This is a genomic window from Pseudomonas sp. PICF141 (assembly GCF_002286815.1).
In the GTDB taxonomy this organism is placed as follows: Bacteria; Pseudomonadota; Gammaproteobacteria; order Pseudomonadales; family Pseudomonadaceae; genus Aquipseudomonas.
The window spans coordinates 15,281-41,389 of record NZ_MUNM01000054.1; the positions used below are offsets into that span (position 1 = coordinate 15,281).

9 protein-coding genes are annotated in these 26,109 nt (G+C 62.2%); 3 read left to right on the forward strand and 6 right to left on the reverse strand.

Annotated elements, in window-relative coordinates; genetic code table 11:
- The first annotated feature begins 6 nt into the window (after positions 1-6).
- Together BZL43_RS14610 and BZL43_RS14615 are read left to right on the forward strand one after the other, a co-directional pair.
- Entirely contained in the window at positions 7-13,665 is a 13,659-nt protein-coding gene (locus tag BZL43_RS14610) for a non-ribosomal peptide synthase/polyketide synthase (RefSeq protein WP_095632961.1), read from the forward strand.
- 75 nt (positions 13,666-13,740) lie between these two features.
- Entirely contained in the window at positions 13,741-14,697 is a 957-nt protein-coding gene (locus BZL43_RS14615; protein WP_095632962.1) for an alpha/beta hydrolase, read from the forward strand.
- A gap of 155 nt (positions 14,698-14,852) precedes the next feature.
- On the opposite strand, the gene BZL43_RS14620 is transcribed toward BZL43_RS14615, so the two are convergent.
- The 6 genes from BZL43_RS14620 to pvdM all read right to left on the reverse strand — a co-directional run bounded on the left by BZL43_RS14620 (position 14,853) and on the right by pvdM (position 24,182).
- The gene (locus BZL43_RS14620; protein ID WP_095632963.1) at positions 14,853-15,212 is read right to left on the reverse strand and encodes a DUF6124 family protein; all 360 of its coding nucleotides are present in this window, start codon (positions 15,210-15,212) and stop codon (positions 14,853-14,855) included.
- A gap of 709 nt (positions 15,213-15,921) precedes the next feature.
- A complete protein-coding gene (locus BZL43_RS14625) occupies positions 15,922-18,402 on the reverse strand; it encodes a TonB-dependent receptor (protein WP_095632964.1) in 2,481 nt (826 codons plus the stop codon).
- 297 nt (positions 18,403-18,699) lie between these two features.
- The gene (locus tag BZL43_RS14630; protein WP_095632965.1) at positions 18,700-20,349 is read right to left on the reverse strand and encodes a cyclic peptide export ABC transporter; all 1,650 of its coding nucleotides are present in this window, start codon (positions 20,347-20,349) and stop codon (positions 18,700-18,702) included.
- A gap of 248 nt (positions 20,350-20,597) precedes the next feature.
- Entirely contained in the window at positions 20,598-21,485 is an 888-nt protein-coding gene (locus tag BZL43_RS14635; RefSeq protein WP_095632966.1) for a formylglycine-generating enzyme family protein, read from the reverse strand.
- Positions 21,486-21,528: 43 nt separating this feature from the next.
- On the reverse strand, positions 21,529-22,815 hold the full coding sequence (locus BZL43_RS14640) for an aminotransferase class V-fold PLP-dependent enzyme (protein ID WP_095632967.1): 1,287 nt from the start codon (positions 22,813-22,815) through the stop codon (positions 21,529-21,531).
- Positions 22,812-24,182 carry a pyoverdine-tailoring dipeptidase-like protein PvdM gene (gene pvdM / locus BZL43_RS14645; protein ID WP_095632968.1) on the reverse strand — a complete coding sequence of 457 codons (1,371 nt, stop codon included), beginning with the start codon at positions 24,180-24,182 and terminating at the stop codon, positions 22,812-22,814. Before pvdM ends, BZL43_RS14640 begins: the two co-directional genes overlap by 4 nt.
- 277 nt (positions 24,183-24,459) lie before the next feature.
- Between pvdM and BZL43_RS14650 the strand changes: the two genes are divergently transcribed.
- Complete coding sequence (locus BZL43_RS14650) at positions 24,460-26,085, forward strand: PvdJ/PvdD/PvdP-like protein (protein WP_095632969.1); 1,626 nt, start codon at positions 24,460-24,462, stop codon at positions 26,083-26,085.
- Positions 26,086-26,109: the final 24 nt, after the last annotated feature.

Here is a 26,109-nt window from a genome sequence, read left to right on the forward strand (position 1 = left end):
CAACGCGTGCAAGAGTTAATCGAGTCGGTAGGACAACTTTCGGCTAAGCAAAGAAAGGCTCTGGCGGTTCTGCTCAAGCAGAAGGGCGTCAACCTTTTTGAGATTGCCCCGGTTTTCAAGCGCACGGCTGAAGAACCGTTGTTGCTGTCCTACGCTCAGCAGCGCCAGTGGTTTCTCTGGCAATGGGCACCGCACAGCGCGGCCTACAACATCCCCACGGCCCTGCGTTTGCAGGGCCCGCTGGATGTGGCCGCGTTGCAGCGCAGCGTCCAGGCGCTGATTGAACGTCACGAAACCTTGCGCACGGTGTTCACTCAAGACGCCGGGCACCCCTTGCAAACGATCCTGCCCGCAGGATCGTTTGCCCTGGATATTCACACGCTGAGCCCTGAACTGGCGGCAAACCCGCAGGCGTCGATCCAGGCCTTCGTCCAGACCCAGAGCCAGCAAGCTTTCGATTTGCAGACCGGCCCGCTGTTGCGCGCGGCCCTGCTGCAAGTCGCCCCGCAGGATCACGTACTGGTGTTGACCCTGCACCACATCGTGTCGGACGGTTGGTCGTTGCAGGTGATGATCGAGGAACTGGTGCAGTTGTATGCCGGTTTCAACCTCGGGCATGACGCCGGGCTGCCGGCCTTGCCGATTCAATACGCCGACTACGCTTTGTGGCAGCGGCAATGGATGGAGGCCGGCGAACAGGAACGTCAACTGGCCTACTGGCAACACAAGCTCGGCGGCGAGCAACCGGTGCTGGAGTTGCCCACCGACCGCCCGCGTCCAGTGGAACAGAGCTTTGCCGGCGCCAGTCACAACCTGATTCTGGACCCGACCCTGAGCGACAGCCTCAAGGCCTTCGCCCGACGGGAAAACGTCACGCTGTTCGTGCTGTTGCTGGCCTCGTTCCAGGCCTTGTTGCACCGCTACAGCGGCCAGGCCGACATCCGCGTCGGTGTGCCGGTGGCCAACCGCGGACGCGTGGAGATCGAGCGTCTGATCGGTTTTTTCGTCAACACCCAAGTACTCAAGGCGGACGTCGACGGCCAAGCCAGCTTCATCGATCTGCTGCGCCAGGTTCGGCAAACCGCCCAGGAAGTCCAGGCGCATCAGGACCTGCCGTTCGAACAACTGGTGGAAGCCCTGGAGCCGGGACGCAGCCTGAGTCACAGCCCGTTGTTCCAGGTGATGTTCAATCACCAGGCGGAAAGCCGGATCAGTCTCGAGACGCGGTTGAACGGCTTGAGCATCGAACCGCTGGAATGGCAAAGCGCAACCGCGCAGTTCGACCTGGTGCTGAACACCACCGAACAGGCCCATGGCATTGAAGCGGTGCTCAAGTACGCCACCGACCTGTTCGAAGCTTCGACCATCGAACGCCTGGCGCAGCACTGGCGCAACCTGCTGCAGGCGATCGTTCAGGACCCGCCCCAGCGCATTGCCCAACTGCCGGTGCTCGATGACGCGCAGCAACAGCAACTGCTCGCGCACTGGAACCCGAGCCCGGTGATGCACCCGGTCAGCCAATGCATTCATCAGTTGATCGAGGTTCAGGCCGAGCGTCATCCGCAGGCGCCGGCGGTGGTGTTCGCCGGGCAACGGCTGACATACGCCGAACTCAATCAACAGGCTAACCAATGGGCGCATCAGCTGATCGCCCGTGGCGTGGGCCCCGATGTGCGAGTGGGCGTGGCGGTGGAGCGTTCGCTGGACATGATCGTAGCCATTGTCGCGGTGCTGAAGGCCGGCGGTGCTTATGTACCGCTGGACCCGAGCTACCCCGACGACCGTTTGCGCTACATGATCGAGGACAGCGGCATCGAGCTGTTGCTGACCCAGGGACATCTGCGGGCGCAGCTGCCAATTCCGCCGGGGCTGGCCTGTCTGGACTTGAATCAACCACCGCCGGACAGCAGCACGGCCAATCCTCCTTGCCGCACCACTGCAGACAATCTCGCGTATGTGATTTACACCTCCGGTTCCACCGGCAAGCCCAAAGGCGCGTTGCTGCCCCATGGCAATGTCATTCGCTTGTTCAGCGCCACCGATCACTGGTTCGGTTTCGGCCCCGAGGACAGCTGGACCCTGTTCCATTCCTACGCGTTCGATTTCTCGGTCTGGGAAATTTTCGGCGCGCTGCTTCACGGCGGCAAACTGGTGGTGGTGCCCCACGACGTCACCCGTTCGCCGGAAGAGTTCTACACCTTGCTCTGCGATGAACAAGTCACCGTTCTGAACCAGACGCCATCGGCGTTCAAACCGCTGATGCAAGTGGCCAGTGCCTCGTCGCGCAACCATGCGCTGCGTTACGTGGTGTTTGGCGGTGAAGCGCTGGAAGTGCAGAGCCTGCGCCCCTGGTTCGAGCGTTTCGGTGATCGCGCGCCGACCCTGATCAACATGTACGGCATCACCGAAACCACCGTGCATGTGACTTACCGGCCGCTGTCCATGGCGGACTTGCAGCACAGCCACAGCAGCCCGATCGGCGCGCCGATTGTCGACCTGTCGTGGTACTTGCTCGATGAGGCGCTGAACCTGGTGCCCCAAGGGTGCATCGGCGAGTTGTACATCGCCGGGGCCGGGCTTGCGCGGGGGTATCTGAACCAGCCAGGCATGAGCGCCACCCGGTTCGTACCGGATCCGTTCAATGCTGTGGCCGGCGAACGCCTGTACCGCACCGGCGACTTGGCACGGCTGCGCGGCGACGGGGTGGTCGAATACATCGGCCGTATCGACCATCAGGTGAAGATTCGCGGTTTCCGTATCGAACTGGGGGAAATCGAAACCCGATTGCTCAAGCATGACGCGGTGCGTGAAGCCGTGGTGCTAGCGGTCGATGGGCTCAGTGGGCAGCAACTGGCCGCGTGGATCGTGCCGAGCGAGCCACTGGACGCGGAGGCCCATGGCGGCTTGCGCGATTCGATCAAGGCGCAATTGCGTGAAAGCCTGCCGGACTACATGGTGCCGGTCAGCTGGGCATTCCTCGAACGCCTGCCGCTGACGGCCAACGGCAAGCTCGATCGCAAGCAGCTGCCCAACCCCGATGTGAGCCTGGTGCAAGAGGCTTACGCGGCACCGCGCAGCGAACTCGAACAGCGTTTGGCCGAGATATGGCAGGACGTGCTGAAAGTCGAGCGGGTCGGTCTCAACGACAACTTCTTCGAACTGGGCGGCGATTCGATCATCTCGATTCAAGTGGTCAGCCGGGCGCGTCAGGCGGGCATCCGCTTCTCGCCCAAGGACATCTTCCAGCACCAGACCGTTCAACGCCTGGCCACCGTCGCGCAGCAGAGCGATGCGGTGCAGGCGATGCAAGGTGATGTGCTCGGCGCGGCCGTGCTGACCCCGATTCAACAGTATTTTTTCGCCACCGACATTCCCCAGCGTCAGCACTGGAACCAGTCGATCCTGCTCACCCCGGCCGAACCTCTGCAAGCGGCTGCGCTGGAGCAGGCCCTGGAACACCTGCAACGACATCACGATGCCTTGCGTCTGCGCTATCGCCAGACCGCAGGTGGCTGGGCGCAAGAACATGCCGCCGTCGATCAGCCAAACGCACTGCTGCGCACTGTGGCGTTGGCAGACAGCGAGGCCTTGCCGGCGCTGTGCCTGGAGCTGCAGCGCAGCCTGAACCTGAGCGACGGTCCGTTGATCCGCGCGGCTCTGGTGGATTTGCCCGATGCCAGCCAGCGACTGTTGCTGGTGATCCATCATCTGGTAGTCGATGGCGTGTCGTGGCGGATCCTGCTCGAAGACCTGCAAACCGCCTATCAGCAACTGAGCGCTGGCTCGCCGTTGCGCCTGCCGGCCAAGACCACGGCGTTCAAGGATTGGGGCGAACGCCTGCAAGGTCATGCGCGCAGCGCCGGGCTGGAAACCGAGCTGAATTACTGGCGCGAGCAACTGGCCGAAGCACCGGCGGACTTGCCGCTGGACAACCCTGATGGACAACTGCAGAACCGTTTCGAGCGCAGCGTCGATACCCGTCTGGATGCCGAGCGCACCCGCCAATTGCTGCAACAGGCGCCGGCGGTGTATCGCACTCAGGTCAACGATTTGCTGTTGACCGCGCTGGCTCGGGTGTTGTGTGAGTGGACCGCCTCCGACAGCGCCCTGGTGCAGCTCGAAGGGCATGGCCGCGAAGACTTGTTCGACGACCTCGACCTCAGCCGTACCGTGGGCTGGTTCACCAGCATGTTCCCGGTGCGCCTGACTCCGCAGGCCAGCCTCGAAGCGTCCATCAAGGGCATCAAGGAACAACTGCGCTCGATCCCCAACAAAGGCATCGGCTATGGGTTGCTGCGTTATCTGGGCAGCGACGCTGCGCAGGCGGCCCTGAGCGGCGTGTCCCAACCCAAGGTGACGTTCAATTACCTGGGGCAGTTCGATAACAACTTCGACGAAGGCGCCCTGTGGGTGCCGGCCACCGAAGACAAGGGCGCCGGGCAGGACGAACAGGCGCCGATGAGTAACTGGCTGACCATCGACGGCCGCGTCTACCAGGGGCAATTGAGCCTGACCTGGACCTACAGCGCTGACGTGTTCGAAGAGGCGACCATCAACGCCCTGGCCCGCGCCTATGAAGTGGCGCTGGGTGAGTTGATCGAGCATTGCCTGAGTCATCCGAGCGGCGGCCTGACCCCTTCCGATGTGCCATTGGCCGGGTTATCCCAAGCGCATCTGGACAGCCTGCCAATCGCCGCGCAGCGGATCGAGGACATTTACCCGCTGGCGCCGATGCAGCAGGGCATTCTGTTCCACAGCTTGTACGACGCCGACGCCAGCGCTTACGTCTATCAGATGCTGCTGGATATCGACGGGCTGGATGTACCGCGCTTTCAGCAAGCCTGGCAGCGGGTGGTGGACCGTCATGAAGTGCTGCGCGCCGGTTTCATCTGGGGCCGCGACGGCCTCGATACTCCGTTGCAGGTGATCTATCGCCAGCTGACCCTGGAAATGCCGGAAGTGGATGTGCGCGCCGAACCGGACCTGCAAACCGTGCTCGAGGCCCGTGCCTTGGCCGATCGCGAACGCGGTTTCGACTTGCAGAATCCGCCGCTGCTGCGCCTGTGCCTGCTGCGCACCGACGATGACCGTCATCGCCTGATCTTCACCTGCCACCACATTCTCATGGACGGCTGGAGCAACTCGCGGATGTTTGGCGAAGTGCTGCAGGATTACGCCGGGCATCCGGTGCCGAGTGCCCAAGGCCGATATCGCGACTTCCTGGCCTGGCTGCAACGCCAGGACAAGGACGCGGCGCAAGCCTTCTGGTGCGGGCAGTTGGCCGAACTGGACGAGCCGACGCGGCTGGCCTCGGCCTGCCACGGGCAAACCGCGCCCGGCCCCGGCAAAGGCGTGCATAAGCTGACCTTTGACGCCGCCTTCACCCAGCGCCTCAACGGTTTCTCGCGCCAGCAGCAAGTGACGCTTAACAGCTTGGTGCAAGCTGCGTGGCTGTTGGTATTGCAGCGCTATACCGGGCAGAGCAGTGTCGCGTTCGGCGCGACGGTGTCCGGTCGCCCGGTGGACCTGCCGGGTATCGAGCAACAGTTGGGCCTGTTCATCAATACCCTGCCGGTGATCGCCAGCCCGCAAGCGACCTGCAGTGTCCGCGACTGGGTGCGCAGCGTGCAGGACAAGAACCTGCTGCTGCGCGATTACGAGCAGACGCCGTTGCAAGACATCCAACGGCTGGCCGCGCTCAACGGCGAAGCGTTGTTCGACACCTTGCTGGTGTTCGAAAACTACCCGGTGTCCGACACCCTGGAGGCCAATCCAGGTGGACTGCGTTTCAGCGGTCTCGAACACCGTGAGCAAACCAACTACGGCCTGACGCTGATCGCCGGTGCCGGCGAGGTGTTGAGCCTGGACTTCAACTACCTCACCGAGCACTTCGCCGAGCGCAGCATTGTCGGCCTGGCCCGTCATCTGGAGGAAGTGCTGCGCCAGTTCCTCGACGCACCGCAACGCTTGCTGGGCGAGATCGGCCTGTTGCCGGCGAGCGAGCTGCGCACCTTGGCCAGATGGAATGACCATCACGCCGCGTATCCGACCCAAGCCTTGATCCATCAAGGCTTTGAAGCCCAAGTCGAAGCGCGGCCACAGGCGATTGCCTTGCGCCATGCCGGTGCCGAGCTGACCTATGCCGAACTCAATCGCCGCGCCAACCAATTGGCCCGTCATCTGCAAACCCTGGGTGTCGGTGCGGAAATCCGCGTGGGCGTGGCGATGCCTCGTTCCGCCGAACTGGTGATTGCCCTGATGGCGGTGCTCAAGGCTGGTGGCACCTACGTGCCGCTGGACCCGGACTACCCGGCGGATCGCGTGGCCTACATGCTCGACGACAGTCAGGCGCGGGTTCTTTTGACTCAGCAGCACTTGCTGTCGCAGTTGCCCGAGACCCAGGCGCAAGTGGTGTGGGTCGAGGCGGGTGGGCAGGCTTTTGCCGATCTGGCGCCGCTCAACCTTGAACCCCGGATCGACTCCGCCAACCTGGCGTATGTGATTTATACCTCCGGTTCCACCGGTAAACCGAAGGGCGTGGCGATTGCGCATCGCAACGTACAGGCGCTGATTCATTGGTCGCACGAGGTGTACAGCGAAGAAGACCTGCAAGGCGTGCTGGCCTCGACTTCAGTGTGCTTCGACCTGTCGGTGTGGGAGATTTTCGTCACCCTGGTCCGCGGCGGTTCGATCATCATGGCGCGCAATGCCCTGGAATTGCCGGAGCTGCCGGAGCGCGATCAGGTGCGCCTGATCAACACCGTGCCGTCGGCCATCGCGGCTTTGCAGCGCGCAGGGCAGGTCCCCCAAGGCGTACGCATCATCAATCTTGCGGGTGAACCGCTCAAGCAAGCGCTGGTGGACACGCTGTATCGCGAGACCTCGGTCGAGCACGTTTACGATTTGTACGGGCCGTCGGAAGACACCACCTATTCGACTTGCACCCGCCGCGAAGCCGGCGGCCAGGCCAACATCGGCCGGCCGCTGGTGAACACCACCGCGCACGTGCTCGATGCCCAATTGCAGGCCGCGCCGATTGGCGTTGCCGCCGAGTTGTACCTGGCCGGTGACGGCATTACCCGTGGCTATCTGTTCCGCCCGGGCCTGACCGCCGAGCGCTTCGTGCCCAACCCGCTGGCCAGCAACGGCGAGCGGATGTACCGCACCGGCGACCTGACCCGTTTGCGTGAAGACGGTGTGATCGAGTACGTCGGCCGTATCGACCATCAGGTCAAGGTGCGCGGGTTCCGTATCGAACTGGGTGAAATCGAAGCGCGCCTGCTGGCTCACGACAGCGTGCGCGAAGGCGTGGTGCTGGCAGTGGAAGGTCATAGCGGTCAGCAATTGGTGGCTTACGTGGTACCGACGCAGTCCGACCTGAGCCCGCAACAGCAGGACGATCTGAGCGAAGCGCTCAAGGCCGGACTCAAGGCGCATCTGCCGGATTACATGGTGCCGGCGCAATGGCTGTTCATCGAACAATTGCCCCTGACCCCCAACGGCAAACTCGACCGCAAAGCCTTGCCGACCCCGGACACTAACCCATTGCAGCGCAATTACGTGGCACCGCGCACCGCGCTGGAACAGCAAATTGCCGGAGTCTGGCAAGACATTCTGAAACTCGAACGAGTTGGCGTGACCGACAACTTCTTCACCCTGGGCGGCGATTCGATCATTTCCATTCAGGTGGTGAGCCGGGCGCGTCAGCAGGGCATCAGCTTCACGCCCAAGGATCTGTTCCAGCAGCAGACCGTCCAGGGGCTGGCCACTGTCGCGCAGCTAGGCAAAGCCCTGGCGCCAATCGATCAAGGCCCGGTGACAGGTGAGACACCGTTGCTGCCGATCCAGCAATGGTTCTTCGAGCAACCCTTGCCGCAGCGTCATCACTGGAATCAGTCGGTGCTGCTCAAACCGTTGAACCCTCTGCTGGCCGCGACACTTGAGCAGGCCTTGCACGCGCTGATCGATCATCACGACGGCCTGCGCCTGGGCTTTACCCAAACCCCAGGTGGCTGGTCGGCGAGCTATCGGACCGTGGAACAGCAGCGCCTGTCACCGTTGTGGCTGGAATCGGTCCGTGATGCCGCCCACCTGGAACGCGTCGCCGAACAAGCCCAACGCAGCCTGGATCTGCAACAAGGCCCGTTGTTGCGCGCGGTGTTGTTCAGTTTGCCCGAGGGCGAACAGCGCTTGTTGTTGATCGTTCATCACCTGGTGGTCGATGGTGTGTCGTGGCGGATCCTGCTGGAGGATTTGCAGGGCAGCTACCGCCAGTTACTGGCCGGCGAACCGTTGGCATTGGCGGCCAAGACCACGTCCTTCAAGCAGTGGGCGGAGCAATTGCAAACTCATGCCCGCAGTGAATCGCTGCTTGGACAACTGCCTTACTGGCAGGCGCAGTGCCCGGACGGCGCATCGCTGCCGCAAGATAATCCCCAGGGCAGCCTGCAGAGCCGCCATGCCTTGACGCTTTACAGTCGCCTGAACCCGACCTTGACCCGACGACTGCTGCAACAGACCCCGGCGGCTTACCGCACACAGGTCAACGACCTGTTGCTGACGGCGCTGGCCCGGGTGATCGCCCGTTGGAGCGAGCAGTCGTCGGTGCTGATTCAGCTCGAAGGCCATGGTCGTGAAGATCTGTTCGACGGCCTCGATCTGACCCGCACGGTCGGCTGGTTCACCAGCCTGTTCCCGGTCAAATTGACCCCGACCCAGGAGCTGGCCGGCTCGATCAAGCAAATCAAGGAGCAACTGCGCGCGATTCCGGATCGTGGCATTGGTTACGGTGTGCTGCGTTATCTGGGGGACGAGGCTTGCCAGGCGTCGCTGCGGATCCTGCCGACACCGCGTATCACCTTCAACTACCTGGGCCAGTTCGACGGTAGCTTCGATAGCCAGAGCGGTGCCTTGTTCGTGCCGGCCGATGAGGGCAAAGGCGCAGAGCACAGTGACGATGCGCTGCTGGGTAACTGGCTGACGCTCAATGGCCAGGTGTATGGCGGCGAGTTGAGTGTCGGCTGGTCGTTCAGCACGCACATGTTCAACGCCTCGACCATCGAACGCCTGGCGGAGGAGTACGCCCGGGAACTGGAGCTGCTGATCGAGCATTGCTGCCAGCCGGACAGCCACGGCGTCACGCCGTCGGACTTCCCGTTGGCGCATCTGGATCAGGCCCGGCTGGACGCCTTGCCGATAGCCCCGTCCCGGATCGAAGACATTTATCCGCTGTCGCCGATGCAAGAGGGCATGCTGTTCCACACCTTGTCGGACAATGGTTCCAGCCTGTACGTCAACCAGATCAGTTTGCCGGTGGGCGGTCTGGATGTTGAGCGTTTCCGCAAGGCCTGGGAGGCGGTCATCGAGCGTCAGGCCATCCTGCGCACCAGCTTCCATTGGCACGATGGCTTGGCCAAACCGCTGCAAATTGTCCAGCGTCAGGCGACGCTCGATTTGCAGGTGCTCGACTGGCGCGATCGCGACGCCAGCGAGGCGGACATCGCCGCGCGGGCCGCCGAGGACCGCGCGCGAGGCTTCGAACTGACCCAGGCGCCACTGCAGCGAGTGTTATTGATTCGCAGCACTGAAGATCAGTATCAGATGGTCTGGACCAGTCACCACATCCTGATGGACGGCTGGAGCAGTTCGCGGCTGTTTGGTGAGGTAATCCAGCACTACGCCAAGGGTGAAATCAGCGCTGAAAATGGCCGCTACCGCGACTTCATCGCCTGGTTGCAAGCCCAGGACCAGGACGCCCGGGAGCTGTTCTGGAAAGCCCGGCTGGCCCCGGTCAACGAGGCGACGGCGCTGAGCCAGGCGATCCATCCACGGCATGTGTCCGATGAACCCGGCCACAACGCCATCTACTCCCATTGGGACGCGCAACAGACCGGTCGTCTGCTGCAGTTCTGCCGCGATCTGCGGATTACCCCGAACACCTTGATCCAGGGTGCCTGGTTGCTGCTGTTGCAGCGCTACACCGGGAAAAACACCGTGACCTTTGGTGCCACGGTGTCCGGGCGTCCCGAGAGTTTGCCCAATGTCGGCAACATGCTGGGGCTGTTCATCAACACCTTGCCGATCATTCAGACGCTGGAACCGGATCAGCCTCTGGCAGACTGGCTGAACCGGCTCCAGGCCTACAACCTGGATATCCGCGACCATTCCCAGGCTCCGTTGGCGGACGTGCAACGCTGGTCCGGCCTGGGCGGGCAGGCGCTGTTCGACAGCATCATCGTGTTCGAGAACTACCCGATCGACGACCGCCTGCAAGAAGACAACGATAGCGGCCTGAGCTTCGGCAAATCCATCGGCCATGACGTGACCAACGTGCCGATGGACCTGGCGGTGACGCTCGGCGACGAATTGTCGATTGAATACCTGTACCTGCGCAGCCACTTCAGTGCCGAGGCGGTGGAGGGTATCCGCCTGACCCTGGAAAACACCCTTGAGGCGATGATGCGCGCGCCTGACGAACGCCTGGGTAACCTGCAGCGCCTGTCGCTCGAGCAATGGCAGGCGATGCAAACCTGGAGCGCCGAGCCGCCAGCGGATCATCAGCCACAGCTATTGCCGGAGCTGATCAGCCGACACGCACTGACTCAGCCCGAGGCCATTGCGGTGCAATGCGCCGGGCTGAGCCTGAGCTACGGCGAACTGGAACGCCGGGCCAATCGTCTGGCCCATTGCTTGATCGAGCATGGCGCGGGGCCAGAAGTGGTGATCGGCGTGGCGCTGCCGCGTTCGCTGGAAATGGTCGTCAGCTTCCTCGCCGTGCTCAAAAGCGGCGCGGCGTATGTGCCTTTGGACATTGATTATCCGCCGGAGCGTCTGGCGTACATGATCGAAGATTCCGGCATGGCGCTGCTGCTGACCCAGAGCAGCCTGCGGGCAACGTTACCGGCGCCCGAGGGCCTGTTGCGCCTTGAGCTGGATCAGCTCGACGAGTCCCGTTATGCCGATGAGGCGCCGGTGTATCGCGTGCTGGAGCAAGGGCTGGCCTATCTGGTTTACACCTCGGGTTCTACCGGCCGGCCAAAAGGCGTGGCGGTCACCCAAGGGCCACTGAGCATGCACTGTCAGGCCATCGCCAAACTGTATGAAATGGACCCCCGCAGCTGCGAACTGCACTTCATGTCGTTCGCCTTCGACGGTGCCCATGAGCGCTGGTTGAGTACGCTGTACAGCGGTGGCCGGCTGGTGGTGCGCGACGGTTGCCTGTGGACCCCGGAGCAGACCTACCGGGCGCTGCACGAGTACGGCGTGACCATCGCTTGCTTCCCGCCGGCCTATCTCAAGCAACTGGCCGAGTACGCCGCGGCCAGCGCAATTGCGCCGCCACCGGTGCGCATCTATTGCTTCGGCGGCGATGCGGTGCCGGACCAGACCTTCGAACAGGTCAAGGCGGCGCTGCGTCCCGAGTACTTCACCAACGGCTATGGCCCGACAGAAACCGTGGTCACGCCAATGCTGTGGAAAGTGCCGGTGAGCGCGCGGTGTGAAGCGGCCTATGCGCCGATCGGCCGGGCAGTGGGCGCACGTTCCCTGTATGTGCTGGATGAAGAACTGAATCCGCTGCCGCCCGGTTTTGCCGGCGAGTTGTACATCGGCGGCTACGGGGTTGCCCGGGGTTATCACGGTCGGCCAGACCTGACCTGTGAACGCTTCGTGCCCAACCCCTTTGCCAGCGGCGAGCGGATGTACCGCACCGGCGATCTGGTGCGCTTGCGCCAGGACGGCGTGGTCGATTACGTCGGCCGCATCGACCATCAAGTCAAGGTGCGCGGGTTCCGCATCGAACTGGGCGAAGTCGAGGCCAGCCTGCGGCAACTGGCGCAGGTCCGCGATGCGCTGGTGATCGCCCGGGACAATGCTTCCGGCAAGCAACTGATCGGTTATGTCGTCACTGATGCTGGCCAGCAGTTGGGTGATGAACTCAAGGCTGCTCTGCGCAGCACCTTGCCGGAATACATGGTGCCGGCGCAGATCGTTTGCCTCAGTGCCTTCCCGGTCACCCCCAACGGCAAGCTCGACCGCAAGGCATTGCCCGAGCCGGAGTTCAAAAGCGAGGAATACATTGCCCCGCGTAATCAGCAGGAACACCTGCTGGCGGACATCTGGGCGCAGGTACTGCAGGTGGAGCAGGTGGGTATCAGCGACAACTTCTTCGAACTGGGCGGCGACTCGATCCTGAGCCTGCAAGTGATTTCCCGGGTCAGGAACCACCCGACTTTGCAAATGGAACTCAAGCTGCGCGATCTGATGCGCTACCAGACCATCGCGGGCATCGTCGAACAGAACGTGGTCCAAGCGAGCACCGCGCAACCGGCGGCGGACCTCACCCATGTCGCCAGTGAAGGGCTGTTCAATCTGCTGCCGATCCAGGAGTGGTTCTTTGCCGAGGGCATGGCCGAGTCTCATCACTACAACCAGTCGTTTTTGCTGAGTGCGCGTCAGGTGTTGGATCTGGATGCGCTGGAACAGGCGCTGGGCTGGATCGAAAACCACCACGACAGCTTGCGCCTGCGCTTCTGTCAGGAAGGCGGGCGCTGGTTGCAGCGCTACGCCGCACCGACCGAGCGCCGCGAGCCGATGCTGTGGCGTCGTGAGGCCGAGAACAGCGAGCAGGTCGAAGCCTTGGCCAACCTGGCTCAGCGCAGCCTCAAACTCGATGATGGACCGGCCTGGCGTGTGGTGCACATCGCCTTGCCGGATGGCCAGGCGCGGCTGTTGATGGTCATCCACCATCTGGTGGTCGATACCGTGTCGTGGCGGATTTTGCTCGACGATTTGAAGGTGGCCTACGAGGCTTGCGTGATGGGCATCGAACCGCAACTGCCGATCCGCACCAGCAGCTATCGTGCGTTTGCCGAAGCGTTGCAGGCGCAGGCGCCGGTGATTGCCGAGCAGGAATTGGCCTACTGGCTGGAGCAACTGGATCAGCCGGGGATCGACCTGCCGTGCGACAACCGTCGCGGCAAGAATCAGGTGCGTCATCAGGCTCAGGCGCGGCTCAAGTTGTCTCGCGAGCTCACCGAGCAGTTGCTCAAGCAAGCGCCGGCGGTCTATCGCACGCAGATCAACGATTTGCTGCTATCGGCCCTGAGCCGGGCGTTGTGCCGCTGGAGCGAACAGCAGTCGGCGCTGATTCTGCTGGAAGGGCACGGCCGCGAGGACCTGTTCGAGAACATCGACCTGAGTCGCAGCCTGGGCTGGTTCACCAGCATGTTCCCGGTCCGGCTTACCCCCGACAACACGGACATCGGCGCGTCGATCGTCAACGTGCGGGCGCAATTGGCGGCCATCCCGCAAAAGGGCATCGGCTACGGCGTGTTGCGTCACCTGGCCGGCCCGCAACGGGCCCGCCAATTGGCCGACCTGCCGCAGGCACGGGTGACGTTCAACTATCTGGGGCAGTTCGACCAGAGCTTCGACGAGCAGGCCTTGCTGGTGCCGGCGCTGGAGGAAAGCGGCGACAACTACAGCTTGCAGGCCAATCTGGGCAACTGGCTGGAGGTTGTCGGCCAGGTGTACGACGGTCAGTTGGCGCTGCGTTGCATCTATAGCAGCCAACGTTATCGGGCCAGCACCGTGGAGCGGCTCATGCAGGATTATCAGCGCGAGCTTGAGGCGTTGATCGAGCATTGCATGGCGCGGGTGGGCTGAGGGCCGGGGGTTTAATCATCGTTAGGGGCGTTGCTCAGGCATGCCCCTTTTTTTACGGACATAAGGATTCTTTCGATGTCGTTACACCCTGATCTGGAAGCCTTCCTCGACCTGGCGCAAGACGGCCAGGACGCAGGCCAGCCGGCGCTGCATCAACTGACGCCGGTCGAAGCCCGGGCGATCTTCGAACAAACCACCGCGCAGTTGCGCTGGAATGCGCCTCAGGATCTTGATGTGCTGGAGGTCAACACCACGGCCCGGGACGGTGCGCCGCTAGCGTTGCGTTTGTATCGCCCGAGCGGGGCGACGGCACCGATGCCGGTGCTGGTGTATTTTCATGGCGGTGGTTTTGTAATGGGCAGCCTGGATTCCCATGACGGAGTCTGCCGCGAATTCTGCCGACGTACGCCGTGCGCGGTGTTGTCGGTTGGCTATCGGCTGGCTCCGGAGCATCGTTTCCCGACAGCGCTGGAGGACGGTGAAGACGCCTTGTCCTGGCTGGCGGAACAGGCGCTGGCCCTGGGGCTGGATGCCGGTCGCGTCGCGTTCGGCGGTGACAGTGCCGGTGCCACGCTGGCGACGGTGCTGGCCTTGCAAGCGGTGGTTCAGCCACACACCGTGGCCATCGCCCCCAAGGTGCAGCTGCTGTGTTATCCGGTCACGGATGCCTCGCGCACCCACGATTCGCGCTTGTTGTTCGGTGAAGGGTATCTGCTGGAAAACGACACGCTGGACTGGTTTTACCAGCACTACGCCCGCAGCCCCGAAGATTTGCTGGACTGGCGCTTCTCACCGTTGCTGGCTGAGGACTTGCACGGGGTGGCGCCGGCGATTGTGTTGCTGGCCGGGTTCGATCCGTTGCTCGACGAAGGCCAGGCCTACGTCGATAAACTGCGCGCGCAAGGGGTGAATGTCGAACTCGAACATTGCCCGGGGCTGACCCATGACTTGCTCAGATTGGCTTCGGTGATGCCGGATGTGTTGGGGGTGCATGAGCGCTTGAGTCGGATGCTGGGTCGGCATTTGGGTTGAGCATGGAAACTGCGGGATAGTGCGATGTGATCGTTCCCACGCTCCGCGTGGGAATGCAGCCCGGGACGCTCTGCGTACCATCTAAAGCCGCACGCGGAGCGTCCGTTGAGGCATTCCCACGCAGAGCGTGGGAACGATCGGTTACAGGTTCTTCGCTAGCCTCGCGGATCGAGGTTATCCAGCACCCGGTTCACTGCCAGCTCCCCGAGCATGACCACCGATTGAATCCCCAACATCATGTTGCGATGTGGCATGTCCATCAATCCGGCGAACTCGCTGAGCATCATGCTGGCTGATGCGAGGGATTCGCAGGCGTTGACCAGCAGGGTTTCGTTATCGACTTCGGTGCCGACGTGGTAAATGGTGCTGGGCTTGCGTTTGGTGTCTTTGGGAATGTCCGGTTTGAGGTAGTAATCGAGGGCGCGGTCGGCGGCTTCGTTGAGTTTTTTGGAATTGAGGGATTCGTAGGGGGAGGTTGGATCGGTTTCCGGTGGGTTCGGTGTAGGTTTGAACATAGATGGAACTCCATATGTGATTAAAGGAGCCATCACCCTCGCTACCAAACGAAGGGTGGCGGCCATACGAAGGTTGGTAGACCGGCCCACATGGAAAAACCGGCGCGCCCGAGGGCGCCCTGCGCATGGCCACCATCAAAACAAATGCCGAAAAAGCACCTGCATAAGGTGACGCTATGCGTCATGTGGGACAGCGGGCTACCAAACCCGATCGCTGTTTTTCAGCGACCCGGAAACGATAAAGCCCGGCCCTTAGACGCACAAGCCGGCGGATTCTGGCGCAGTCGTAGGCAGCGGCGCAAGGATGTGTAGCCTGGGTGAGTGTCTGGAAGTGTCGTTTAAACATCGCCTGTTTATTGGTCTGACATCGAGCCTTGTGGCTGTCCCGGCCTCATCGCGGGCAAGCCCGCTCCCACAGGTATCTGCTTAGACCAAAGGATTTGTGAACGACACCCATCACTGTGGGAGCGGGCTTGCCCGCGATGAGGCCCGAAAGAACACCCTTGAACTTTCAGTTAAAAATTACCGCCATTGATCGTTCCCACGCTCTGCGTGGGAATGCCTCAACGGACGCTCCGCGTTCGGCTCTGGAAGGGACGCGCAGCGTCCCGGGCTGCATTCCCACGCAGAGCGTGGGAACGATCAACATCAGCTTTTCCAGCACAAAAAAACGCCCCGCAATGGCGGGGCGTTTTCATTGAGGCTGCAATCAGAAGTCAGCCTTGACCGACATCACGAAGTTGCGCGGTTCACCGTAGAAGTTGCCCCAACTTTCGGTACCGATGGTGGCGTAGTAGCGCTTGTCGAACAGGTTGTTGCCGTTCAGTGCCACGGACCAGGTGTCGTCGATGCGGTAGCCGATGCGACCGTTCCAGACCGCATAACCCGCCTGGGTAATGTTGTTGCCGCTGCTCGGCGAGGTGCGGTAGTTGCTGCTTTGGGCATTGACGCCGGCACCGACGGTGACGCGTTCCAGTGGGCCGCTGAGCGCATAGTCGCCCCATACCCGCAGCAAGTGGCGCGGCACATAGGTGTTGTACGACACGCCGTCCTGACTGACATCAGCGTCTTCCAGAATCTTGGTCTGGGTGTAGGTGTAGCCGGCGAGCAATTGCAGACGGTCGATGACTTCACCGCTGACTTCAGCTTCGAAGCCCTGGGCGCGCACTTTGCCGGAGTTCAGCGAGCAGCTGCTGTCCGGGCAGGCCGGGTCATCCTGGGCTGCGTCTTTCTGGATGGTGCGGAACAGGTTGACGGCGCTGTTCAGGCGACCGTCGAACCATTCACCTTTGATCCCCAGTTCATAGCTCTGGCCGATCAATGGCTTGAGCGTCGAACCGGTGATGGTCTTGTAGCCGCCCTGCGGGGTGAAGATATCCGCGTAGCTGGCGTAGGCGGTCAGGTTGTCGTTGATGTCGAACAGCAAGGCAGCGAACGGGGTGACTTGCCCGGTTTCCTTGGCCTCGGAGCTTGTCGGCGTGCCTTCGCCGCGCCAGAACGAGACGGAGTCGGTTTCGGACTTGTACCAGCTGACGCGACTGCCCAGGACGAAGGTCAGCGGATCGGCCAGTTTCAGGCGTGCCGTGGAGTAGGCGCCGTATTGCTTGATCCGGATGTCCACCGGACCACCCCGGGTGGCATTGGCCAGGTAAAAACTTTCATCCGGCTGGGGCAGGTGATGGTCGGGGTTCAGCACATCCTGGCTCTGCGGCAGGAGGGCCACGGCGTAGAAGTCATCCTTGTGGGAGCGGCTGGCGTTGGCACCGACGATCAGCTCATGCTCTTGGCCGAATGCGTTGAACTTGCCGTCCACATAAGCGTCGAGGCCGTAGTCGACCTGATCGTAGTCAAAGGTGCTGCCGATCATCGCGGTACTGGTGCTGGTGGCGCCAAGCGGTACCGTACCGCTGGGGAAGGCGTATTCCATGTCCTGGGTGTTTTTCGAATAAACCCCTGCAACCTTCAGCGCCCAGTTGTCGTTGAACTCGTGTTTCAGGTCGCCAAAGTAGGTGGCCCGTTTGCTGCGCTGGTTGTTCCAGGCGGTGTTCAGGCACGTGGAGCGTGAGAGCTTCAAGTCGCTGCCATCGGCGTAGCGCGGCAAGCCGCCCCAGCACGGAGTGGCATCGATGTCTTCATAGGCCATGCCCAGGCCCAGGGTGGTGTAGTCGCTCAGATCGAAATCCAGCGCGCCGTAGTAGATCTGGTCCCTGCGTTCGGCCACGTCATAGAAATACTGACGATTCTGCTGGGTTACCACGGCACGGCCACGGATGGTGCCGGCGTCGTTCAGCGGGCCACCGGTGTCGACCTGGCCACGGTAGTTGTCCCAGGTGCCGGCAGACAACGACAATTGAGTGTGCGGGGTGTCCTGGCCGCGCTTGCGCACGAAGTTCACACCACCGGCAGTGCCCCCGGCGCCCTTCATCATCCCGGCCGCACCGCGCAATACTTCAACCCGATCATAAATCGCCATGTCGCTACTGAAGGCGTCGGCCTGTACATAGCTGCTGCCAATGTCCAGCGGCACGCCGTCGTACTGGTACTGGCCGGTCATGCGGAAACCCCGGGAGAAGAAGTACTTGCCGCCCATGGGCGAGTCGTAAACGGTGATCCCCGGGGTCTTTTCCATGACCTGTTCGATGGTGTTCAGGTTCTGGTCGTCGAGCATCTTGCGCGTTATGACGGTGATTGACTGCGGGGTTTCCCTGAGCGAATGCTCGCCCTTGCCAATGGTCACCGCGCCGGTGGTGTAGGAGTTGCTGCCTTCGGTGGTCGCGCCCAACCGCTGACCGTTGATGCTGGTCGGTGCCAGTTCCATCGCACTGCCGGTGGCCGGCGCCAGCAGCGTGATGGTGTTGCCGTCGCGTTGATGGCGGATCCCGGTGCCCTTGAGCATCGCATTCAGCGAATCATCTTCCTGATAGCGACCGTTGAGGGCGCTGGACCGCAGGTTCTGAATGCTCTCGGGGCTGTAGATGATTTGCAGATTGGTCTGTTGACCGAGGGTCTGCAGCGCCTGAGGCAATGGCTGGGCCGGGATATTCAGGGTCCATTCCTGGGCCTGGACATACGGCGTCACCGCCAGGGTCATTGCCAGGCCCAGGCTGGTGGACGTCATGCGCGAGCGAGTGGTGCTGCTCATTAACAGGGCGCGGGTCAGAGGTCGAAGCATGAAACGGGATGCGGACATGAGGTTAAAGACCTTGGCAGGTATAGTTGGTAATGGTTCTTATTCATCTCATTAAGACGAGGCGGCCGCGGCAAACCGGAAAATTATTTTTCCGGTCCAGGGCAATGCCGATCAGTCACATGGAGACCAAGACCTGTGGCGAGGGGGCTTGCCCCCGTTGGACTGCGAAGCAGTCCTGCACCTGCCACCTCGTTCTGCCTGGCACACCGCATGCAACGCATTTGCGACTGCTTCGCAGCCGAACGGGGGCGAGCCCCCTCGCCACAGGGGGCTTGGCACGCCCCTTGGCCTCGTCAGTCAGGCGGGTTGCAGTTCGCTTTTGACCTTGCCGGCCTCCATGCGCACCAGTTGATCGGCGACGTCGAAGTAGCGGTCATCGTGGGAGATGACGATGATGGTCTTGCCCAGGCGCTTCAGGTCCGGCAGCAGTTCGGTGTAGAAAATGCGGCGGAAGGTCGGGTCCTGATCGGCCGCCCATTCGTCGAACACCAGCACCGGCCGTTCTTCGAGCCAGGCGTTGACCAGCGCCAGGCGTTTGCGCTGGCCGGTGGAAAGGTCGGTGGTGCTGAACGCGCCGTCGCGCACGCTGACCTTGTGCGCAATCTCCAGGCGTTCGAGGTAGCGCGTGGCATCCTGTGGCACTTGCCGGTCGCCCTGGATCAGGTCATCGAACAGGTAATAGTCGGCAAATATCGTGGTGAAGTTCTGCCGGTAGTCATCGCGGTTGAGGGCGGTGATCGGCTGGTCGTTCACGCGGATCTCGCCTTCAGTGGGCGCATAAAGGCCCAGCAGCAGCTTGATCAGCGTGGTTTTGCCACAGCCGTTCTCACCAACAATGAACACGATGTCGCCTTGCTCGATACGCAGGTTGACCGGGCCGAGGCGGAAGGGCTCGCTGCCTTCCACCGGTGGGAAGGCGTAACGCACATTGCTCAGTTCCAGGCTGTGGACCGGGCCGGGTTTGTGGCCTTGGTCCTCCAGCAGCAGGTGCGGTTCCGGGGAGGAAAACTGTTCGCTGAGTTCGGCGATCCGGCGAAATGCGATCTGCGCCCGGCTGATGATCGGCAGCGTGCTGACCAGATGTTCCAGCGGTCCTTTCATGTACAGCAGCACCAACACAAACCCGCTCATCACGGCCTTGTCGGCACTGGGCCAGAACGATTGCAGGGCCAGCGCCAGGCCGATGACCACGAAGAACAGCATCGAGCCGAACGACTTGGCGATGACGAAGGTATTGATCGAGCGGATCTGCGTGTCACAGATTTTCTCGGCGGTTTTCCGGATGCCGGACACGAACATGCGCTGACGCCGCGGGCGGTGGATGCGCAGTTCCTTGGCCCCTTCGGCGATGGCGTTGTAGTGCTTTTGCAGCTCGTCTTCGCAGTCTCGCGCCGCATAAAAACCGCGCATGCCCCTGGCCCGGGCGATCGCCTGGATGGTTGTGCCGATAGCGATGGCGACCAGCATCATCAGAAACATCGGCCACGACAGCATGGCCAGGTAGCCGAGGCAACCCAAGGTCACGGTCAGGGAAATCGCCAACGGCGCGAAGGCGAAGGCGAAATCGCTGATGGTGTCCACGTCATGGGTCAGCACCGGGATCAACCGGTGGCTGCGGTAACGCTCGATCTGGTCGATCGGCGCCGACAGCACTTTCTCCCCCAGCTCTTTGCGCAGCCTGGCGATGATGTGCTGGCCGACGTAGTTGGTGCCGATGTCGGACAAAATTGAAGTCAGCAGCGCCAGCATGCACAGCCCGGCAAAAATCATTACCACGGTGCGGGTCAGGCCGTCAGCGGAATGCAGGGCATTGTTGATGGTCGCCAGCAACACGGTGACGCTCAGGCCACCGATCATGCCGAGCACGATGGACACAGAGACGATCAGGCGGAAGGGCTTGAGCAGGGCGAACAATTCGTTGATCGCCCCATGCGTTGGCTTGGTCATGGAGGATTCCTTTCGACACGGAGGGAGTGCCGGTACTTAAGGAAAACGAATGGTCGGGGACTTTATTTAAACGGCAGTGGAGGGTAATGCCGGTGTAGCAGCTGGCGAAGCCTGCGTTCGGCTGCGAAGCAGTCGTGAGTCCGGCTGACACGGTCCGCCTGACTCACTGCAATCACTGGTTTACGACTGCTTCGCAGCCGAACGCAGCCTTCGGCAGCTGCTACAAGGCGTGCGGCGGCCTGTAAAAATCAGAGTTCACGCACGACGCGAAACCCCAGCCAGTCGCCGCTGCTGGTGGGCAGGCTGCTGTTGCGATTGCCGGAGCGGGAAAACACCGGCGCTTCGCCCCAGTCGTTGCCGCGCATCACCTGGCGTTTGCAGTTTTGCTCCAGCCACGGGCTGCCGTCGCTGGGCACGCCCACATAGTCTTCGCGGTAGCAGTCGGCAACCCACTCATAAACATTGCCGTGCATGTCGAACACGCCAAAGGCATTGGCCGGGAAAGTGCCGGCCGGCGAGGTGAAGTTGTAGCCGTCAGCGGCGCCGTAGGTGTTGGCGTTTTTCGAGATCTGGTAGTCGGCGCCTTCATCGAACGCAAACGGGAAAGCCCCGGTGCTGCCGGCGCGGGCGGCGTACTCGCGGATCGACTCGCTGGGCATGCGATAGGCATGACCGGTTTTCTCCGACAGCCAGGCAATGTAGCCCTGGGCCTCGGCCACGTTCATGCACACGGCCGGGTGGCGCGCGGTCTGTTTGAAGCTGGGTTTGCCGGCGGTGCAGCGACGTCCCGGGCGATCATCGAAGTCGGCGGGGGTGTTGCCGGTGGCGCGCACGTACGCGTCCCATTCGCCGGCCAGTACCTGGAAGCGACTGATGGCGAAAGGACGGGTGAAGGTCACTTCATGCAACGGACCTTCATCGGGCTGGTGGCCGACTTCATCCGCTGGTGTGCCCATGGTGTAGCGGCCGGCGGGCAGCACAACCATTTCCGGACACTCCTTGCAGTCCTTGAACACCTTGCCGGGTGCTGGCGGGTTCGCGGCCTGGACCGTGCCGGGCAGCAGGCCGGCGAGCAGTGCGGTCAATGTCAGGGCCGATAGGGTTCGCAGGGAAGAGGGTGTGTGGGGCGTTTTCATAAGTCGTCTCGGTTAAAGGAAAACGGTGCCTCGCAGCGAAGGTTCACGCGGAGCGCTTCTTGCGCAGCACGTCGATCAAACGGTCCACCTCGGCTTCGGTATTGAGCAGGCCGGGCGCAGTGCGAACCACCGGGCCGACGTCGCGGCTGACCGCATCGCTGACAATGCGGTTTTGCATCAGGTGCGCCGCCACGGCATCGGCGTCCTCACCCTTGACCCGGAAGAAGCTGAACCCCGCCGAAAACTTCGGATCGACCGGGGTGACCAGCTCGATACCCGGTTGCTCCAGCAAACGCTGTTTGAGGTAGCTGTTGAGCTGATGGATGCGCGCCTGGACGTCGGCCTTGCCCAGTTCCAGGTGCAATTTGAACGCTTCATCCACGGCCCAGCGATGTTCGAACGCGTGATAGCCGCCCGGAGACATGGTGGTGGAAAAGGTCGTGGCTTCGGAGAAGGTCGGCACGCTCGGGCTGACGTATTTCAGTTCTTCGCTGCGGCTGCAAACGATGCCGGTGCCGCGGGGGCCGAACATCCATTTGTGGGTGCCGGCAATGAAAAAGTCGCAGTTCATCGCCGGAAAACTCAGGTCTTCGACGCCGAAACCGTGCACGCCGTCGACCACGTAAACGATCCGGTCCTGATCGTCGCGCTGGCGATTGTGTTCATCGACGAGGCCAGCGATGTCGCTGATCGGCAGCTTCACGCCACTGCCCGAGTGCACCCAGGTCATGCCCAGCACGCGGGTTTCGGGGCGGATGTTGCGGTTGATGGTGTCCAGCACCTGGTCGGTCGAGATCGACTGTGGCTGCTCGAACAACTGAATCTTGCGCACCCGGGTGCCATCGCGCCGGTTGCGAAAATGCAGGATGTTGTTCGTGGAATAGTGCTCGTGAACCGTGGTGAGGATTTCCTGATCGGGGCGCACCTGCACGCCGCCATAAATCATCGCCAGGCCTTCGGTGGTGCTGCCGGTGAGGGCGATCTGAGTCGGTTTGGCCTGCAAATACCGACCGGCCCAGAGCCGCACGTTTTCTTCGCGCTGGTGGGTCACGCCCAGATCCCAATCCATGGCCAGCCCGGGGTTCAGGTCCAGTGCGGCACGATGACGGGCGATGGCCTCACGGACGGGTTTGGGGTGGGAGGTCACCAGAAAATTGGCGAAGTGAATGCAGTTCGGGTCCTGGTCGAACAACTGACGCAATTGCGCCCACTTGTCCCGGGGCAGCGCTTGCGATTGCCCGGCGGCGACCGGTGAGCCGAGGCTGGCCGCCAACGGCAGGCCGGCGGCGAGGACCCCGGCCTGTTTCAGAAAGGTCCGACGGTTACTCATGGCTTGACCGGTTCCTGGCGAGAAATCAGCGTGGGTTTCGCGGCTTTTTGCACCTGTTCCCAGACCCGCAGGAAGTTGCCGCCCCAGAGCTTGGCGATGTCGGCTTCGGAGTAACCGCGCTGGATCAATTCGGCGGTGACGTTGCGGATTTCGCCGACATTTTCCCAGCCCTTGATGCCGCCGCCATCGTTGAAGTCCGAAGCGATGCCGACGTGGTCGATGCCGACTTTGCGCACGGTGTAATCGATGGCGTCGCCGAGGTCCTTGAGTGTGGCCTTGGGTTCTTCCTCGAGAATGGCGTACAGACCGCTGGCGTATTGACCGAGCTTCTGTTCGGACCACGCGGTGATGATCGGGTCGCCGGGCATCAACGCCATCGCCAGGTTGGGCAATGGCGGCAGATCGAAACGCGCGCGCAGGGCGTTGAGTTTGTCCTGTGTGCCTTGGGTCAGCGGTTTGAGGTATTGCGAGAAGCCGACCACTTGCACCACGCCACCGCTGTTCTTGATCAGCTGCAACTCTTTGTCGCTGAGGTTGCGCGGGATGTCTACCGAGGCCCGTGGTGCCGAGTGCGAGGCCACCATCGGCGTGCGGCTCAGTTGCGCCACTTGCTCCAGGCCTTTGCTCGACATCTGCGACACATCAATGATCACGCCCAGATCGTTCAGGCGCTGCACCGCTTGTTTGCCGATGTCCGACAACCCGTCGAGGGCATCGGGGGAATCGTTGAAAAACGGCAGCGGTCGTGACGAATCGGCCCAGCTGTTGTTGCCGATGTAGCTGAAACCGAACATGCGCATGCCACGGGCGGCCCACAGGTCCAGTTTGCTCAGGTCGTTGCCCAGCGGGTAGGCGTTGAGCATGCTGATGAAAATCGCAAACTTGCCTTCGCCGTGCAGGCGCCGGAAGTCGTCGGGGGTGTAGGCGATGCCGACCTGATTGGGGAAATCGCGCACCAGCCCGGAGATGATTTTGTAGCGCACTTCCTGCTGGTTGCGCGCTTCTTCGACGAAGCCGTCGGTGGGCCGGTGCGGGGCGTTCGGGCCGTTCCACATTTCCGGCCAGCCGAAGACCGTCAGGGCCGCGCCGGACAGTCGGCCACGGTTGGCCTTGATCAGGTCGAACTGGCCGGAACCGTCCTTGTCGGCTTCGTTGCCGTGGGCGCCGAAACTCAGGGGAACGGTGATGTGGCTGTCGAAGGAAAGGATCCGCCCCTGCAGTTCGGTGGCCTGTTTCATGACCTTGACCGGGTAGCCGGGATTGTCTTTGAACCCGTAATCCCAGACCAGCCAGCCCGCGCCGGCACTGATGGCCAAGGCCAGTGGCAGGCCGAGGTACAGCGCCTTTTTCGAACGTGTTTTTGTCATCGCCATCTCAGTCAGGTTCGCCGTTGAGTTGCAGGCGCAGGGGCCTTTGCTATCTGGGAGGAACGAGTGACCGGCACAGGAATTTAGGTGGCCCCGAAAAGATCGCCTTTCAAATGTAGGAGCTGGCGCAGCCTGCGATCTTTTTGGGGGCACCCCAAGATGAAGATCAAAAGATCGCAGCCTTCGGCAGCTCCTACAGGGGATCGCATAAATTTGTCGGGGCAACAAACGTTCTAGCTTGGATAAAGCCTGCTTCATGGCTGACACAGGTAGGGCAATGACGATTTCTCGACGCTGGTTCATGGCGGGCCTGGCGCTCACGAGCGCTGCGGTGCCTGCCGCTTTTTATGCACATCGTGAGTTGACCCGGGAGAAGGAGCCGATCACGCCAGGGGAGGCTACGGTCGACCTGGCCAGCACCGCCGGGCAGCAACTGGCGGACAGCTTGCGCGGAGTCTGGGACATTCGTTTTGTCGGCCGCGATGCCGGGCTTGAGGGCTTGCCGCAGGACGGGCTGGAGCTGTTTCTCGACATCGCTCATCGCGGGCGCGGGTTGCGCGGTTGCCTGGATACCGGCGCTCACCTGCGCGGGGAAGGCCAGCCGTGCTATCAGGTCATCGGCGATCTGGCACCAGCCAATGGCGCCGAACTGTACTGGCGACTGATGCGCACCGATGCCCCGTTGGTGGCGCCGGTGTATGAATTCAAGGCAAAACTCGACGAAGTCTGGGCAGCATTCGGCAACGCCGGCAGCGGCACGTTCAGCGGTCAGGTGCTGAGCCTGAATCGCCCGCTGGGGTTGCCCGAACTCGACAACCGTTTTATCGCCATCAAGCGGCGGTTTCCCGAAGCGCGAGAACGAACCGCCCTCAACCCGGCGTTTCTGGCCTGGCTGGTATCCCCCGAACATCGATTGTTTCACCAGCTCTGGCACGCATCCCGGGACAAATGGCACAAGCTCCCGGAGAAAAAGCGCGAGGCGTTGCGCGGTATCGGCTGGCAACCCGGCCCACGGGACAACGAGCGTGATGCCCGCGGGCCGCGCAAGGACCGCAACGGTTCGGGCATCGATTTCTTCTTCATGCACCGGCATATGCTCGGCATCGCCCGGTCCATGCAGGACTTGCCTTCATGGCCGGCGTTCCCTTTGCCGCAGCCGGAACTCGAGCGGGATCGCCAGGGCTTCGCGCGCTATTTCGATAATCACGATGGCAATGCCTTGCCGCCGACCTGGTTGACCGAAGGCGACGACGAGTACACCAAGTGGGTCAGTGACATCAAAGCCGCAGAGACCTATCACAGCAACTTCCAGGTCTGGGAGTCGCAGTACCGGGATCCGCGTTATCTGTCGGAACTGACCCTCGGCCAGTTCGGCTCGGAAGTCGAGTTGGGCCTGCACGACTGGCTGCACATGCGCTGGGCCTCGGTGGCTCGGGATCCGTCCAACGAAATACCCGTGCCAATGGCCCGGGATCAGGCCGACTTCGCGGCGCGCTGGTATGCCCCGGAAAACGATTTTCTCGGCGATCCGTTTTCGTCGCACGTTAACCCGGTGTTCTGGCGTTTCCACGGCTGGATCGACGATCGCATCGAAGACTGGTTCCGCGCCCATGAGCGTTTTCACCCTGGCGAACTGAGCCGCCTGGAGGTCAACGGCGTGCCGTGGTTTGCGCCGGGGCGTTGGGTGGAAGTGGGCGACCCGTGGCTCGGGCCGGACACCCACGGTTGCAGCACGACCCCGGGGTTGCAAACGGGGCGCTCGGTGGAAATGGACCCGGAAACCATGAAGCTGGCGTTGCGCATCACCTTTGGCGATGAAGACAACATGAGTGACCTGTTGCGCAAAGTGCCGCGACGGCCGTGGTATGCGCGGCATTTGAAGGTCAAGGGATGGCAGTTGTAAAACCCTGAAAGATCGCAGCCTTCG